This is a genomic window from Paenibacillus kribbensis, assembly GCF_002240415.1.
Taxonomy (GTDB): domain Bacteria; phylum Bacillota; class Bacilli; order Paenibacillales; family Paenibacillaceae; genus Paenibacillus; species Paenibacillus kribbensis.
This window is the reverse complement of record NZ_CP020028.1, coordinates 430395-446154: the sequence shown is the minus strand read 5'-3', so window position 1 is coordinate 446154 and position 15760 is coordinate 430395. Positions and strand designations below refer to the sequence as shown.

The following is a 15760-nucleotide window of genomic DNA, read 5'->3' as shown; positions in this document are numbered from 1 at the left end:
CTCGGCTATTCTTTGCCTGTGTACTTACAGCGTTTTGGCTTTTTCTACTGCTTCTTCGATGGCTCCTACAAAAAGGAACGCTGCTTCTGGAAGATGATCATACTTTCCTTCCAGAATTTCTTTGAAGCTTCGTACCGTTTCTTTAACCGGCACATATTTACCCGGGAAGCCGTTAAATGCTTCGGCAACGTGGAAAGGTTGGGACAGGAAGCGCTGGATTTTACGTGCACGTGCTACCAGCATTTTGTCTTCTTCACTCAGCTCGTCCATACCCAGGATGGCAATGATATCCTGAAGCTCGTTGTAACGGGCCAAAATTTGTTTTACCCCTTGTGCTACATTGTAATGCTCTTCACCTACAACGTCTGGAGACAAGATCCGGGAACTTGATGCGAGCGGATCAACCGCCGGGTAAATACCCATTTCGGAAATTTTACGTTCCAGATTCGTCGTTGCATCCAAGTGGGCAAACGTAGTAGCAGGTGCCGGGTCAGTGTAGTCATCCGCAGGCACATAGATCGCCTGAATGGAAGTAACAGAACCTTTTTTAGTCGAAGTAATCCGTTCTTGCAATTGACCCATTTCAGTTGCCAGCGTAGGCTGGTAACCTACTGCGGAAGGCATACGTCCCAGTAGGGCAGAAACCTCAGAACCTGCTTGGGTAAAGCGGAAGATATTGTCGATAAAGAGCAGCACGTCACGGCCTTCTTGATCACGGAAGTACTCCGCCATCGTCAGACCGGTAAGGGCAACACGCAAACGCGCACCCGGCGGCTCGTTCATTTGTCCAAACACCATCGCTGTCTTGTTGATAACGCCGGACTCTCTCATTTCGTGGTACAAGTCATTTCCTTCACGTGTGCGTTCACCTACACCCGCAAATACAGAAATACCGCCATGCTCTTGAGCGATATTGTTAATCAGTTCTTGGATCGTTACGGTTTTACCTACACCGGCACCACCGAACAATCCAACTTTACCGCCTTTGGCATAAGGAGCCAGCAAGTCGATAACTTTAATACCTGTTTCGAGCATTTCTGCCTGAGTCGTCAATTCGTCGAAAGAAGGTGCCTGACGGTGAATTGGATTTTTTTCTGCTGCACTAATATCAGCACCATTATCAATTGGATCTCCCAGCACGTTAAATACACGTCCCAGAGTAGCCTCACCAACAGGTACCGAAATTGGTGCCCCAAGGTCTACCGCTTCAGCTCCGCGAACCAGACCATCTGTGGAAGACATGGCAATACAACGTACACGATTATCGCCAAGATGCTTTGATGCCTCAAGCGTCAGATTCAGTTTGACTCCAGTCTCCAGCACAGTCCCAATATGAATAGCATTAAGGATTTCCGGAAGCTGACCACGTTCAAATTCAACGTCAACAACCGGACCCTGGATGCTCACTACGCGTCCTTTGTTCATCTTTTGGTTTCCCTCCTACAAGCTTGCACAGCCGCAAATCCGAACATCACTGATTTGTTTTGCGCTCGCAAATGATCATATTAGTATAGACTCTGCTATACAGCAGTCTGCAAAAGCTCATTAAGACTGAGCATTTGCCCCTGCCACAATTTCCGTAATTTCCTGGGTAATAGCCGCTTGACGGGCACGGTTATAGGTCAACGACAGTTCACCAATCAGCTTGGTAGCATTTTTGGTAGCAGAACCCATCGCCGTCATCTTCGCTCCCAACTCACTAGCTTTACCATCCAGCAAAGCGCCGTAGATAAGTGTTTCTGCATAACGCGGCAACAATACTTCCAGCACTCCTTCTGGTGAAGGCTCATACTCGTAATTTATCGAGGATGAAGCTGTAGCCGATTCCGGTGTTGCCATTGGCAACAAACGGTCAACGGTCGGAATTTGAGTCAGTGCGTTGACAAAGCGGTTATAGCATAGATACAGCTCATCAAATTCTTTAAGTTCAAAGCCTTTTACAGCCTTGTTTGCAATCGTTTTGATATCTGAAAAAGCAGGTGTATCCGACAAGTCAGTCACTGACTCTGCAATAGGGAACTCACGACGTCTGAAATAATCCCGTCCTTTTCGTCCGATGATGAAAATCACAAATTCATCCTGTGAACGGTGACGTTCCGCAATCGTCTGCGTAACCTGCCGCAAAATATTGGCGTTATAACCACCAGCCAGACCACGATCAGATGTGATGATGAGATAAGCAGTCTTCTTGACCGGACGCGTCTCCAGCATTGGATGCTTGACGTTATTCGATCCAGAAGCAATACTGCTGACGACTTCCTTAAGCTTCTCTGCGTAAGGGCGAGCCGACTCCGCTTTCTCCTGAGCCTTTCTCAGCTTGGATGCAGCGACCATTTCCATCGCTTTCGTAATCTGCTTTGTACTCTGCACACTTTTAATCTGACGTTTAATCTCGCGCATACCTTTTGCCATGATTTCACCACCTTCAAGCTTTGGCAAGGCCAAAGCTAACTTCGTAAGCAATCGTTAGCTTTGAGAAAAACAAAGCCACTTTGTAAAGATTCAAGCCCAGCCGAACATATGATAAAGGGCCTGTTATTGAGGGTAAAACATGCCAAGGAAGCCAAAGCCCGAGGGGCACGCTTCCTTAGAACATTTTTCGTCATAAACAGGCAAATTCATGTATTAAACCGACGTGGCAAATGATTTTTTGAATTTCTCGATAGCTGCCTTCAAAGCTGCTTCGTTATCAGCCACCAAGTCTTTGGTATCACGGATAGATTGGAGCACATCCTGATGATCAGACACCATGAAAGACAAGAAGTCCTTTTCAAAACGTTTTACATCCGCTACCGGAATATCATCAAGGAAGCCTTTAACAGCAGTGTACAAGCTCACGACTTGCTGCTCAACAGGCAACGGCTGATGTACACCCTGTTTCAGGATTTCCATCATGCGCGCGCCACGGTCAAGACGGGCTTTAGTGGATTTATCCAGATCGGAACCGAATTGGGAGAACGCTTGAAGCTCACGATATTGAGCAAGATCCAGACGCAAGGAGCCTGCAACCTTTTTCATCGCTTTAATCTGAGCGGAGCCCCCTACACGGGATACAGAAATACCTACGTTAATCGCCGGGCGTTGACCTGCATAGAACAAGTCAGCTTCCAGGAAGATTTGTCCATCCGTGATGGAAATTACGTTGGTTGGAATGTATGCAGAAACGTCGGAAGCCTGTGTCTCGATAAACGGAAGCGCAGTAAGTGAGCCGCCACCCAATTCATCATTCAGCTTCGCTGCACGTTCCAGCAAGCGAGAGTGCAGATAGAAAACGTCACCCGGATAAGCCTCACGACCCGGTGGACGACGCAGCAACAGGGAAAGCTCCCGGTATGCAGACGCTTGTTTGGTCAAGTCATCATATACGACAAGGACATGCTCGCCTTTGTACATAAAGTACTCACCCATAGCACAGCCGGAATAAGGGGCAATGTACAGCAAAGGTGATGGTTCAGAAGCAGATGCCGTAACAACAATCGTATATTCCAAAGCACCGTGACGACGCAATGTTTCAACAACTTGAGCTACCGTGGATTGTTTTTGACCAATAGCAACATAGATACATTTCATGCCGTTGCCTTTTTGGTTCAAAATCGCATCAATTGCAATAGAAGTTTTACCTGTTTGACGGTCACCGATGATCAGCTCACGTTGACCGCGGCCAATCGGAACCATAGCGTCAATGGCTTTAATTCCTGTTTGCATTGGCTCATGTACGGATTTACGGGCCATAACACCTGGAGCCTGACTTTCCACCGGACGGAATTCCGTGGTAGCAATTGGACCTTTGCCATCGACTGGTTGTCCCAGTGGATTAACAACGCGTCCAATCAGTGCGTCCCCAACAGGGACCTGCATGATTTGGCCTGTACGTTTAACTTGACCGCCTTCACGAATGTCAGAGAATGGTCCAAGAATAACGACACCGACATTGCTCTCTTCCACGTTGAGCGCCAAGCCCAATACGCCGTTATCGAATTCAACCAATTCCCCGGCCATGACTTTTTCCAGTCCGTAGACGCGGGCAATACCGTCGCCGACTTCAACAACAGTGCCGACTTCAACGACCTCGATATCATTTTTATATTGTTCAATCTGACTTTTAATCAATGAACTGATTTCCTCAGGTTTGATACTCAAGTGTGTTCACCCCTATCTTCTATACTCGTCTGTTAAAGGATTTCTCAAGACGATCCAGCTTGCCGGCCAGACTGCCGTCGTACAGTGTATCGCCGATAACCACTTTCAATCCGCCCAGCAGACTCGGGTCTACTATATTTTCCACACGGATTGTTTTATGTTCACGGGTTCCGAATTCCTCGGCTACCGTTGCTATTTCCTGCTCACTGAGCGCATAGGTGGAATATACCTTTGCATGGGCCAGTCCCAGCTTGTACTCCTGAATCTCAAGGTATCCGGCAAGGAGATCTTCAAACAAATCGGCTCTGCTGCGCTGAATCAACAGCTTAATCGTGTTAATCAGCGAGGTAGACAGCTTGCCTTCAAAGCTGTTGGCCAGAACCTGAAGCTTGACCTCTTCCGTAATGTTAGGAGAATTAATGAACTTACGGATTTCGGCATCCCCCGATACAGCCTCTACAAAAGCACGCAGTTCCTGCTCGGTCTCCATAATGGTCTGCTCCTGCTCTGCCACTTCAAACAAAGCCTTCGCGTACCGTTTGGCAACTACCGTATCCCGGCTCATGCTTTGCCTCCTACCTCTTTAAGGTACTGGTCGACAAGCTCTCCCTGGACTTGGTCTTCCTTGATTTCTTTTTGAATCAATTTGGAAGCAATTTGTACCGAAGCTTTACCCACTTCGCTGCGCAGCTCGGCAACCGCCTTATTGCGCTCGCTTGTGATTTCACGAACAGCTTCGTCTTTCAGGCGAACCGCTTCGTCTTTAGCCTGAATAATAATTTGCTCCGCTTGCTTGTTGCCAGTTTGTTTCGACTGCTCGATAATATCATAGGCTTCCTTGCGCGCTTGCTGGAGAGCCTGTTTTTGCTCCTCAACATAGGCAGCAGCCTGTTCACGCGTTTGTGCCGCTTCACTCATTTGCTTCAAAACAAGCTCACGCCGTTTCTCCATAACTGAAAAGAGAGGGCCGAATGCATAACGGGTCAGCAACCAGTACAAGATCAAAAATGCAATGACAGTAAACACGATACTTGTCCAATTTAAATGCAATTGAAGTCACTCCTTTCCGGTGAACGTCAGTCCTAGATCTTTCATATTCAAACGAACAAAGAAGGCGCGGATGGCTGTGCCTTCCCCGCCAAACCTTGCTTCCATTCAATTAAGCACCTGCGTAGAAAATGAATGCCAGAACGACCCCGATGATTGGCAGGGCTTCGACCAGACCTACACCGATAAACATTACTGTTTGCAATGTTGCTTTTGCTTCAGGCTGACGAGCGATACCTTCAACTGTTTTACTTACGATCAGACCGTTACCGATACCAGCGCCCAAAGCGCCCAAACCTACTGCGATTGCAGCTGCGATATATGCCCAAACTCCCATTTTAAAAAATCCTCCTTAGTAATGTGTATTTGTATTTTACATATATTTGCAGTTAAGAGCGAAGCGCACTCCTGAACTTAACTAAAAACCGGAAAATGAGCCTGTCTAATGCTCTTCTTCATGCGTATCAATAGACTGTGAAATATATACAAACGTCAGAATCGTAAAGACGAACGCCTGGATACTGCCGACAAAAATACTGAATCCTTGCCAGACCACGAGTCCCAATACGGAAGCAACCATACCTCCAACACCAAGTGCTGTCATTTTCAGCAGAACACTGATCAAAACTTCGCCGGCAAAAATATTACCGAATAGACGCATACCATGTGTCAGTAGTTTTGAGAACTGCTCAATCAGGTTAATTGGCAGAAAGAAAGGAAATGGCTGAACGTAGTGCTTAAAGTAAGCTTTGGTGTTACGGAAGATTCCTAGGAAATGAACCAGAACAAAGATCATCAATGCCAGTCCAATGGATACCCCTGCATCTGCGGTAGGTGATTTCCACCAGTTGACACCTACATGGGCAGCTTCGCCCGGATGAGTCGCCTGTGCTTGCTCTAATGCTTCCTTGACCGGAACGATATCATGCCCGAATACTTGTGCGCTTTGCACATTATCGAATTCAGTCACGATTCCGAACGGCAGACCCAGCATATTTCCGACGAAAATGAACATGATCAGCGTCATCCCTAAAGAAAGGAATGGCTTCCCTTTTTTCAAATCCATCGTACTGGAAATGAGTCCTTGAACAAATTCGACAACCCATTCCAAAAAGTTTTGTAGCTTTCCTGGATTGTCCACAGACAAATTGCGCGTTGCAGCAAAAGCCAGTCCAAACACAATAGCGCAGGTCACAACCAGCATAATAATGACGGACAAGTCAATGCTAAACCCGCCCAATTGGATAATCGGTGATTCATGCAACATGTTTTCTCACCCCTTTCTCAGTTGAGCCATCATTTTTCCTGAAGCGCGAATATGATGCCTATAATTAAAAGAAGGAATTGCCCAGTTACAAGGCTTGCCATTACAGCGATCTCATCGAAATAGGCCGGAAATTCTACAGCCAGCACCACTGCCAAAATTGAGGTCGCTAATCGAACGCCAAAGCCAATACCTACCACTCTCTTCTTTCTTTCACCGGCGGCCGCACTCGCAACCTGTCGAATTTTGTAGGCCATATACAGCACATTTAGACAGCTTACTCCCGTTCCCAGAATGATTCCGTGAGCAATATCACGATGTTGGGGCATGAAAGCGGAGACCAGGAAACACAGAGCCATAATTATAAGCGCTACGATCCATAACATTTTTTGCATACGGGTCATCTCATTCATGGTTATCCCTCAATACCTTTCCGATCACAAGGGCAATACTCAATGCGCCTACAACCAAGCCTGCGAGAACGCTTACGCCAATCCAAATTCCGGAGCCACCAAGTTTGGCATCAAGCCATTTTCCGGCATAGAAACCACCCAGTGTGCATACCGTCAGATCAATGCCGATAGCGCTCACCAGTCCAATTGCCTTGAAGGCATTTCCGGTGTTTTTTTGGTTGTTGTTTTGCTTGGAAGGTTTGACCACTTTTCCATGTCACCCCTGCAATTCCAGTCCATTTTACTTAAATATAAGACGCTTTGTCAATTGAGATATTTTAGTGCCCTAAAGTATAAAAATCAGTCGACAAAGCATCTAAAAATGCTGTATCCCTTGGTAACCGTACAGTTTAACTGTATGCTTGCCTTGTAAAGGAATATTATAACGAGCGAACACCTTTTGTGAACATTGTGTGAAATTCCTCAGGACGTTCAGATTTTACGCCATAATGGTGCAAAATCGCATTGACAATTCTTACCGAAGCCTGTCCATCACCGTAAGGATTCGCTGCCTGACTCATAGACTCATACAACGCAGAATCCGTCAAAAGTGCCTTGGTTCGATTGTAGACATTCTCTTCACTCGTACCAACCAATTCCAATGTGCCCGCCTCAATTCCTTCCGGTCTTTCGGTCGTATCACGCAGTACCAGTACAGGTACTCCGAACGAAGGGGCTTCTTCCTGAAGACCGCCGGAATCCGTAAGAATCAGATGCGTGTGCGGATAAAAATTGTGCAGATCTACAACGTCCAGCGGATCAATCAGCTTAATACGCGGATGGTTGCCTAAAATCTCAAATGCAGGCTCCTTCACAGCCGGACTCGGGTGAACCGGATATACGATGGCGATATCCTCAAATTCGTCCGCAATCCGTTTTACCGCATTAAAAATTTGACGATGTGGCTCCCCTTGTGACTCCCGGCGGTGAGCTGTCATTAGAATCAAACGTTTGCCTTGAGCCCAATCGAGTACCGGGTGCTCGTAATCCTGGCGAACGGTATACTGGAATACGTCAGTCACCGTATTTCCTGTTACATATATTCGCGATTCAGGTTTATTTTCCTTCCGCAAATTGCCAGCAGATAAAGAAGTAGGCGAAAAATGAAGATCAGACAGCACACCTGTGAGCTGACGGTTCATTTCCTCCGGATATGGAGAAAGCTTGTTCCATGTCCGCAAGCCTGCTTCCACATGCCCTACTTCGATTTGCTGCATAAAGGCTGCGTAGCTAGCGAGGAAAGTCGTCAGCGTATCACCGTGAACCAGGACAATATCAGGCTTGGCCTCACGCAATACAGGCTCCAGCCCCTGAAGTACACGTATGGAAATTTCGTTGAGTGTCTGACGGTCTTTCATCACATCCAAATCATAGTCAGGGTGAATGTTAAAGACCTCCAGAACCTGGTCAAGCATTTGGCGATGCTGAGCTGTAACGCATACCACGGACTCGATATGCTCCGGATGACGCTGAAGCTCCAAAATGAGAGGAGCCATTTTAATCGCTTCCGGACGCACGCCAAAAATGGTCATTACTTTGATTTTAGACATTTTGAATTGAACCCCTTTTCATAATAAACGTCCGGTTTACAGATCTTTTTAATATGAAAATGACCTGTCCGCAACGTCCATAAATTTGCCGAACCGCCAAAGGCGATTTACTTGGTTCCGTACAAGCGGTCTCCCGCGTCACCAAGACCCGGAACGATATAGCCATGCTCGTCCAGACGCTCGTCCAATGCAGCGACATAAATGTCTACATCAGGATGCGCATCTTGCACAGCTTTGACTCCCTCAGGAGCGGCAATCAGATTCATCATTTTAATTTGGGTGCAGCCTCTCTTTTTCAGCACATCAATAGCAGCAATCGCCGAGCCGCCTGTTGCAAGCATTGGATCAATAACGATCAATTCACGCTCAGTCACGTCTGTAGGCAACTTCGTGTAGTATTCCACAGGCTGCAATGTTTCAGGGTCGCGGAACAATCCCACATGGCCTACCTTGGCTGCTGGCAGCAATTTTACGACGCCATCCAGCATACCCAAGCCTGCACGCAAAATCGGAATGAGGCCCAGCATACGTCCGGAAATCACTTTACCTTCTGTCTCAGCAACCGGTGTTTGCACCGTAATGCTTTCCAACGGGATGTCCCTCGTAATTTCATAAGCCATCAAAGTTGCTACTTCATCCACGAGCTCGCGGAAATCCTTGGTGTTGGTCCGCACATCGCGGATAAATGTAAGTTTGTGTTGGATCAAAGGGTGATCACAAACCACCAGTTTTGCCATGATATATTCCCTCCGGTATTATCGTCACGTTCTTCCGCACCAGAATATCGAACATCCTGAATGGAAAGGGATCTATGTAACCTATTTGTACAAGCCAAATAAGCACAGATGCAGTGCGTGCCTGTAAATCCTGTTTATTATAACATTCCCTTGATTGATTTAACACCTGCCACCGCAACCTTTGGCCAAGAGAAAGATATGTAAAGTAAAATACCTAGCCCGCCACTTCACAAGTGACTTTTGTCATAGAAAATAGCATCAAAAAAGGCCCTAACGGCCCTTGACCATCAAAGCCTGTCGAGCTTTAAAATCGATGCCATCGTAATTCGTACTACCTTGATGTTTTTTGTAAACGCTTCATTATATATGTCCAACTCTATGGACTCTGCCAGCTTGAAGGAGGCACCCTTAAACTGCCAGATGGAGCCTTACCACAAACGCTTGTTACCCAAAAATGTACGTTTCAAGTCGCCAGGAAACAAAAAAGGCTGTCTCCCCTCCGACTTACAGAAGGAAAACAGCCTTATTCAACCTGGATAAGTGGCCGATATAATTAGTATTGAGTACCCGGATAGATCGGGAATTTTTCAGTCAGCTCGCCAACCGCTTGGCTTGCTTTGGACAATACCGTATCATCCTTCGGATTTTTGAGCGTTTCGGCAATGATTTTACCGATTTTGACCATAGCCTCTTCATCCATACCACGGGATGTCGCAGCAGGAGTACCAATACGAATTCCGCTGGTAACGAACGGACTGGTCGGGTCGAAAGGAATCGCGTTTTTGTTCACCGTAATGCCCACGGAATCCAGTACATGCTCTGCCTCTTTGCCTGTAATGTTCAGATTACGCGTATCCAGCAGCATCAGGTGATTATCTGTACCACCCGATACGATGTTAATTCCCTCTGCCAGCAGTGTCTCAGCCAGCACCTGTGCATTGCGAACCACGTTTTGTGCATAGGTTTTGAAAGAAGGCTGGAGCGCTTCACCCAAGGCAACCGCTTTGGACGCGATCACATGCATTAATGGACCACCCTGAGTACCTGGGAAAATCGCCTTGTCAATCGCCTGTGCCCACGCTTTGCGAGTCAGAATCAATCCGCCACGCGGACCACGCAGCGTTTTATGCGTCGTTGTGGTTACAAATTGAGCATGTGGAACCGGGTTAGGGTGAATACCCGCTGCCACCAGACCGGCAATATGTGCCATATCTACCATGAACAGCGCACCTACATCGTTGGCAATGGAAGCAAAGGCTTCAAAATCAATGGTACGCGGATATGCGCTCGCTCCGGCTACAATCAAACGAGGGCGATGCTTGAAGGCCGCCTTGCGCACTTCGTCATAGTCAATGCGGAAGTCGTCTTCACGTACGCCGTAAGCAACAAAGTTATACAACAAGCCGGAAGCGTTAACGGGACTTCCGTGTGTCAGATGGCCGCCATGTGCCAAATTCATACCGAGTACGGTATCACCGGGTTTGAGCGCTGCCAAATATACCGCCATGTTCGCTTGTGCTCCAGAGTGAGCCTGCACGTTGGCATGCTCGGCACCGAACAATTCTTTGGCGCGATCACGTGCAATGTCCTCGACGATATCTACGTGCTCACAGCCACCGTAGTAACGTTTGCCTGGATAACCTTCAGCATATTTATTCGTCAGTACGGAGCCCATCGCTTCCATAACCGCTTCACTGACGATGTTCTCGGATGCGATCAGCTCGATATTGTGGCGTTGCCGTTTCAGTTCAAGTCCCATTGCTTCCAGCACTGCCGGGTCACTATTACGCAGATGTTCCATCATGATTGATTACTCCCTCTCCATAGTCAATTGTTGGGTATGCTAAATACAAAACAAACAGTCCACGCCAAATGCTAGTCACAGTTTCCGCCGTCTTCTTGTTCAAGGGTGTACACTGCCCGTTGTCCGCCAATCAGTGGAGGGCGCGTGTATGCCGCAGTCACACGTGCTTCGCCAATCCAGCGAAGGCTTGGGCGAAACGGAACGGCTATGGGGCGCAGATGCATGCCGATCAGCGTCTCGCCAATGTCTATCCCGGCATGTGCCTGCACGTTCATCGCCAAACACGCATCGTCCAGTGACCGATAGGCAATGGCAGCCATAGAGCCGCCTGCCGTACGGACAGGAACGGCGGCAACTTCCATGAATCCCAGCCGCTCCAGCACAGCCCGCTCTACGACCAGTGCACGGTTCAAATGCTCGCAGCATTGAAACGCCACGTCAAAGCCATATGCTCGGCGTACGGACTCTACTCCAGCCAGCAACTGCTGAGCCACATCGAGCGCCCCAGCCGTGCCAATCCGGCTTCCAGCCACTTCACTCGTGCTTACGCCAACAACCAGCAAGCGACCAACTTTCAGATCAGCCGCTTCAGCGAGTTCCCGCACGACAGAAGCGGTCTGTGCCTCAAGTGAAATCTCACGATCCAATTGTCCTGCCATTGGAACCTCCCTTGGTTGAACAGTCCATCAGAGACAAGGCATGGTCTCATGCCTTAAGTTCAACACACTTTCTCCTGATATCATAATCTGACTATATTATAGCCGATGATTCGGATTTCGAGCAGAAAAAATGGAAGAACAAGAAGGCAGCAGAAGATCCGGAATAGCTCATATACGAAAAAAGAGCAGTCCACACCAATGTGGAATTGCTCTTTTGCCCAGGCGACCGGCCGTATATCCGATGCTCCATCGTGGTTAATCCCACTGTTGTCGCCAGTTACACCGGATTCTCATTTTTCCACCTTATCTTAACGGATTAACCGCCGAAAATCAACAGATTCCGTACAAATCAGATGAGCAACACCGACTTTATTCGGAGGAAGCCTTTAACTTGTCGAGCAGCTTATGCAGTGCCGTGCGGATTTCCGCCGCTGTGACATCGTAATCCTCCCGCGAACCCCCGAATGGATCGGAAATATCAAAGCCCGGGATACGTTGGTGCAGCTCAATCATTCGCTCACGCTCCTGCGCCGACAGCTCTTGTCCGAGTGAAGCCATCAACTGTTGTGAAGCGTATAAGCCATCTAATTCCTGTACATCATCCAGCACTGTATCCCGATCTTCCACATATTCCTTGAGCGTAAAAACTTTGTCCGCCGCATGGGGAAACCGCTGAATGACATGCTGCTTATGACCTTGCGTCAAGGTTAAAATCAGATGGGCCCACTCGGCAAGTCCGCCGCTCAAAGAGGTCGAGGTCATCCGATCCGAGATATCTTGGTCCCGTAGAACCGCCTCTGCGTGCCGAGATATCGGTGTGCCTTCCATCGCAGCCACTCCCGCAGAGCGCACCTCCAGCTCCAATCCGTGTTCAGCAGCCAGCTTGCGCAGCATTCCTTCAGCCATTGGACTGCGACAGGTGTTCCCTGTGCATACGAATAAGATATGCTTCAACGTTTTCACCCCCCGTATGTTCAAAATATATAAACAGAGGACACTATCATCCTAAGCCTTTACTATCATCCTGTATTATTTTACACTTTCCACGCTAAAATCAAAACATAAACATAAAGCCAAACGCCAGCAAAATAGCACCGCCCACGGCTTCTCCGTAATCCCCTAGATTACGGCTGACCTTGCGACCCAGCAGCAATCCCAGCATCGCCATCGCTCCTCCGCAAAAGCCAAACGCCAGAACACTCAGCACCAGATCACTCTGGAACATCCCCAGCGACACCCCTACAGAAAACGAGTCGACACTTACCCCAAGTGCAAACAACAAAAGACCCAAAGGTGAACGATGATCCAATACTTGCACGCCGTCCCCCTTGAAGGAACTATATACCATATGCCCGCCTAAAAGGATGAGTAGCCCACCTGCAAAATAGGTCGTCACATAGCCCAGTAAGGAACTCATATAATGGCCTGTGAACATCCCCAGCAATGGCATCAGAATGTGAAAAAAGCCAATAACCGTACTGATGCGCAGCATATCCCGCAGGCGTATCCCCTTCATGCCGATCCCTACGCCCAGCGATAACGCATCCATCCCCAGCGCTACTGCCATGATCAGAATCGTTACAACCTGCCCGACATGGGCAGAGGCTGACAGCATACTCCATCCCTCCATTATCCGTCCTTTCTTGTACACGTTATGCGGACAAGGGGCAAAACAGTACAAGCATACTACGGATGAGCCTGTACGGGACGAGGAGAGATGAGAATTTTATTAAGAGCGGTTACGATTAGACTGAAATTCTTTCTGTTCTCCAGCAAAATATGAGAGTCTTCTAAAGACGAACAACTCGGTGACCCGCCGCTTTCAACAGACGGTTCATAACGGCGTCTCCCAATCCGTCGGTCGGACAGGATTCCGATAAAATATAAGTGACGCCGTCCTCATCGCAGCGGCGCAGCACGCCGTACAGGCGCTGCGCCGCCTCATGGAGCGCATCCCGCTTGCCCAGCGCGTAGACGCGCTCTCCGGCATAGCTGGCGGCATGCTCGTCAAACGCGAGCACCGCCGTGCGCTCTCCGCGTGTGCGAGCCTCCGCCAGCGCAGCGCGAATCCAGCCCGCCACCGCATCGGGCGACGGGCCTTGCACCACACTCAAGCGGCCGCGCGGCGCGTAGTGCGTGTACTTCATGCCCGGCGAACGCGGTGCCGGGCTGTCGGCGTCCTCGCCGGGCGAAGCAGCGGCCAGCGCCGGGTCGAGCACGACAGCGCGAGCGACCGCAGCGAGCTGCTCGGCCGTCACGCCGCCGGGGCGCAGGATGGTGACGGTTCCGTCGTCACCGGCCTGTACCACCGTGGACTCCAGCCCCACACCCGTGGGGCCTCCGTCCAGAATGCCGCCGATGCGGCCCCCCAGGTCCTCCTGCACATGCTGTGCAAGGGTTGGACTGGGCCTTCCCGAGCGGTTCGCGCTTGGTGCAGCCAGCGGACAACCGGCCTCCGCGATCAGACGCAGCGCTATCGGATGATCCGGCATACGTACGCCGACTGTGTCCAGTCCTGCCGTCACACGAAGCGACAGCGCCTGCGGCACCACCGGCAGCACTAGCGTCAGCGGTCCCGGCCAGAACGCATCCATCAGCGCTCGGGCCGTATCGTTTATGTTGGTTACCATACCGCTCAATTGGACAGGATCGGAAATATGTACAATGAGCGGATTGTCGGAAGGACGCCCCTTGGCGGCAAATACCGCTTCCACTGCTGTTGTACTGCGTGCATCAGCACCCAGGCCGTATACGGTTTCTGTAGGGAAGGCTACCGTCTCTCCCGCCTGGAGCAGCTCGGCGGCCTCACGGATGCCCTTTTCCGCCGCAATCCGAGCCTGTCCAACCCCCATTTCACCGGAGACATCCTCTCCAATCTCACGAACCGCAACCGTAGTATCAGCTTCTTCCATGCCAGCAGACGCCCTCTTGGCAGTTGCAGTCATATCCGCTTCGGGAACCAAACATCTTACATCCCACCATTTTGTATGCGAAGCCTCCACTGTCTGCTTTAGCTCGTGAATCCCTTGTTCATCCAGCTCCTGCTTGGGCTTCTCCTTCTGTGCAAACGCTCTGTGCAAATCTTGTATTGGATTCAATTTATCGGTCATATCAGATCATCCCATATCTTATTGTCATACAGCCCGATTCATGTTGCTTGGTCTCCAAAGAAGCCTGCTTTGAAAACTCAATTGAATCGGCTCTGCCATGTGTATATATACTGTACATCCCATTATAGCATATGGGAGACTTGCTACTCTCAAGATTAGACGAACAAGCCGCTCACCCAGCCCCACAACCCCATCAGAGCATCCCACAGAAAGAAACGTACTTCCGGTTCATTTCCATTCGCAGTTGTCTGACTGTCTCCGCGATTTGCTTTTGCCGCTGCCGTTTGTGCCGTTGCCTCCCCACTGCCTGCATCAATAAAACACAACGGTGGAAACAGCACGCACCACCAATTTTGCCCTTTGCCTTGCCCCAGTGTGACCCGGAGGGCCTCATAATTCCCAGCAGGATAGACAAGACCACCATACATTTTCGTCGGAAAAGGAACACTTGCCAGTTCCACCCGATACTGATATGCAATGCCACGCCGAGCCAGCTCGGCACCTACCAAACGATTAATTTCAGGCAAGTGGGCAGCAATCAACGCTCTCGCCTGATCCAAGCTTTGCGGGTTTTCCAGCTTACCCACCCAGGCATTCATTTCCTGCACGATGGCGTCCCGTATGTCGCGCTTGACCAGTTGATCCTCCGGGCGATCTGAATTGGCTAAAATGCGCAGCCGGATGGATTCATGTGGAATCACTCTCGCCCCTGTTGTTGTCACTCCTGACGTTATAGGGCCTCTGGTTCCTGCGGTCATGGCAGCATCCGTTTTTTGACCTTCCCAGGACATCATTAAGATCGAAATACAAAATAGGATCATGGCAGCTTGCTTTACCCAGCTTTTCATCTTCGTCCCCCCAAACCCAAACTCTATCATGTCTATCAGTCTGTCCGGTTCGGGAGAATCTAAACCTATGAATCTATGTAAAATATCAGAGCAAAGACTGGTCCATGATCATCTGCGGATAGGAAAAAGTCCAGATTTCGCAATCTGGA

Annotated in this window: 17 protein-coding genes and 1 riboswitch; all 17 genes read right to left on the bottom strand. The window is 49.3% G+C overall.

What is annotated here, in order from left to right; genetic code table 11:
- Window positions 1–24 precede the first annotated feature (24 nt).
- The 17 genes from atpD to spoIIR all read right to left on the bottom strand — a co-directional run bounded on the left by atpD (window position 25) and on the right by spoIIR (window position 15611).
- Window positions 25–1425 carry a F0F1 ATP synthase subunit beta gene (gene atpD, locus B4V02_RS02005; protein WP_007432744.1) on the bottom strand — a complete coding sequence of 467 codons (1401 nt, stop codon included), beginning with the start codon at window positions 1423–1425 and terminating at the stop codon, window positions 25–27.
- 120 nt (window positions 1426–1545) lie between these two features.
- Window positions 1546–2412: an ATP synthase F1 subunit gamma gene (gene atpG / locus B4V02_RS02000; protein ID WP_007432745.1), complete on the bottom strand. Its 867-nt coding sequence runs from the start codon at window positions 2410–2412 to the stop codon at window positions 1546–1548.
- A 213-nt stretch (window positions 2413–2625) separates the two neighbouring features.
- Window positions 2626–4140, bottom strand: a complete 1515-nt coding sequence (gene atpA / locus B4V02_RS01995; protein ID WP_010349722.1) for a F0F1 ATP synthase subunit alpha — start codon at window positions 4138–4140, stop codon at window positions 2626–2628.
- A 19-nt stretch (window positions 4141–4159) separates the two neighbouring features.
- Window positions 4160–4705, bottom strand: a complete 546-nt coding sequence (locus tag B4V02_RS01990) for a F0F1 ATP synthase subunit delta (protein ID WP_007432747.1) — start codon at window positions 4703–4705, stop codon at window positions 4160–4162.
- On the bottom strand, window positions 4702–5190 hold the full coding sequence (gene atpF, locus B4V02_RS01985) for a F0F1 ATP synthase subunit B (protein ID WP_025717569.1): 489 nt from the start codon (window positions 5188–5190) through the stop codon (window positions 4702–4704). Before atpF ends, B4V02_RS01990 begins: the two co-directional genes overlap by 4 nt.
- A 109-nt stretch (window positions 5191–5299) precedes the next feature.
- Entirely contained in the window at window positions 5300–5524 is a 225-nt protein-coding gene (atpE, locus tag B4V02_RS01980) for a F0F1 ATP synthase subunit C (protein WP_007432750.1), read from the bottom strand.
- A 105-nt stretch (window positions 5525–5629) separates the two neighbouring features.
- A complete protein-coding gene (atpB, locus tag B4V02_RS01975) occupies window positions 5630–6454 on the bottom strand; it encodes a F0F1 ATP synthase subunit A (protein WP_007432751.1) in 825 nt (274 codons plus the stop codon).
- A gap of 29 nt (window positions 6455–6483) precedes the next feature.
- Window positions 6484–6864 carry an ATP synthase subunit I gene (locus B4V02_RS01970; protein ID WP_094153583.1) on the bottom strand — a complete coding sequence of 127 codons (381 nt, stop codon included), beginning with the start codon at window positions 6862–6864 and terminating at the stop codon, window positions 6484–6486.
- On the bottom strand, window positions 6857–7111 hold the full coding sequence (locus tag B4V02_RS01965; protein WP_007432753.1) for an AtpZ/AtpI family protein: 255 nt from the start codon (window positions 7109–7111) through the stop codon (window positions 6857–6859). The genes B4V02_RS01970 and B4V02_RS01965 overlap by 8 nt, the downstream gene beginning before the upstream one ends.
- Window positions 7112–7283: 172 nt before the next feature.
- The gene (gene wecB / locus B4V02_RS01960) at window positions 7284–8453 is read right to left on the bottom strand and encodes a non-hydrolyzing UDP-N-acetylglucosamine 2-epimerase (RefSeq protein WP_094153582.1); all 1170 of its coding nucleotides are present in this window, start codon (window positions 8451–8453) and stop codon (window positions 7284–7286) included.
- 107 nt (window positions 8454–8560) lie between these two features.
- Window positions 8561–9190: a uracil phosphoribosyltransferase gene (gene upp / locus B4V02_RS01955; protein WP_007432755.1), complete on the bottom strand. Its 630-nt coding sequence runs from the start codon at window positions 9188–9190 to the stop codon at window positions 8561–8563.
- Window positions 9191–9743: 553 nt separating this feature from the next.
- The gene (locus B4V02_RS01950; protein ID WP_007432756.1) at window positions 9744–10994 is read right to left on the bottom strand and encodes a serine hydroxymethyltransferase; all 1251 of its coding nucleotides are present in this window, start codon (window positions 10992–10994) and stop codon (window positions 9744–9746) included.
- Window positions 10995–11065: 71 nt separating this feature from the next.
- The gene (locus B4V02_RS01945) at window positions 11066–11653 is read right to left on the bottom strand and encodes a TIGR01440 family protein (RefSeq protein ID WP_094153581.1); all 588 of its coding nucleotides are present in this window, start codon (window positions 11651–11653) and stop codon (window positions 11066–11068) included.
- Between the two features lie 209 nt (window positions 11654–11862).
- Window positions 11863–11944, bottom strand: a riboswitch (ZMP/ZTP riboswitch).
- Between the two features lie 78 nt (window positions 11945–12022).
- On the bottom strand, window positions 12023–12607 hold the full coding sequence (locus B4V02_RS01940; RefSeq protein ID WP_094153580.1) for a low molecular weight protein arginine phosphatase: 585 nt from the start codon (window positions 12605–12607) through the stop codon (window positions 12023–12025).
- Between the two features lie 100 nt (window positions 12608–12707).
- The gene (locus B4V02_RS01935) at window positions 12708–13268 is read right to left on the bottom strand and encodes a manganese efflux pump MntP (RefSeq protein ID WP_007432760.1); all 561 of its coding nucleotides are present in this window, start codon (window positions 13266–13268) and stop codon (window positions 12708–12710) included.
- Window positions 13269–13443: 175 nt separating this feature from the next.
- Window positions 13444–14565, bottom strand: a complete 1122-nt coding sequence (locus B4V02_RS01930; protein WP_425270786.1) for an L-threonylcarbamoyladenylate synthase — start codon at window positions 14563–14565, stop codon at window positions 13444–13446.
- A 353-nt stretch (window positions 14566–14918) separates the two neighbouring features.
- Complete coding sequence (gene spoIIR / locus B4V02_RS01925; RefSeq protein ID WP_094153578.1) at window positions 14919–15611, bottom strand: stage II sporulation protein R; 693 nt, start codon at window positions 15609–15611, stop codon at window positions 14919–14921.
- Window positions 15612–15760 lie beyond the last annotated feature (149 nt).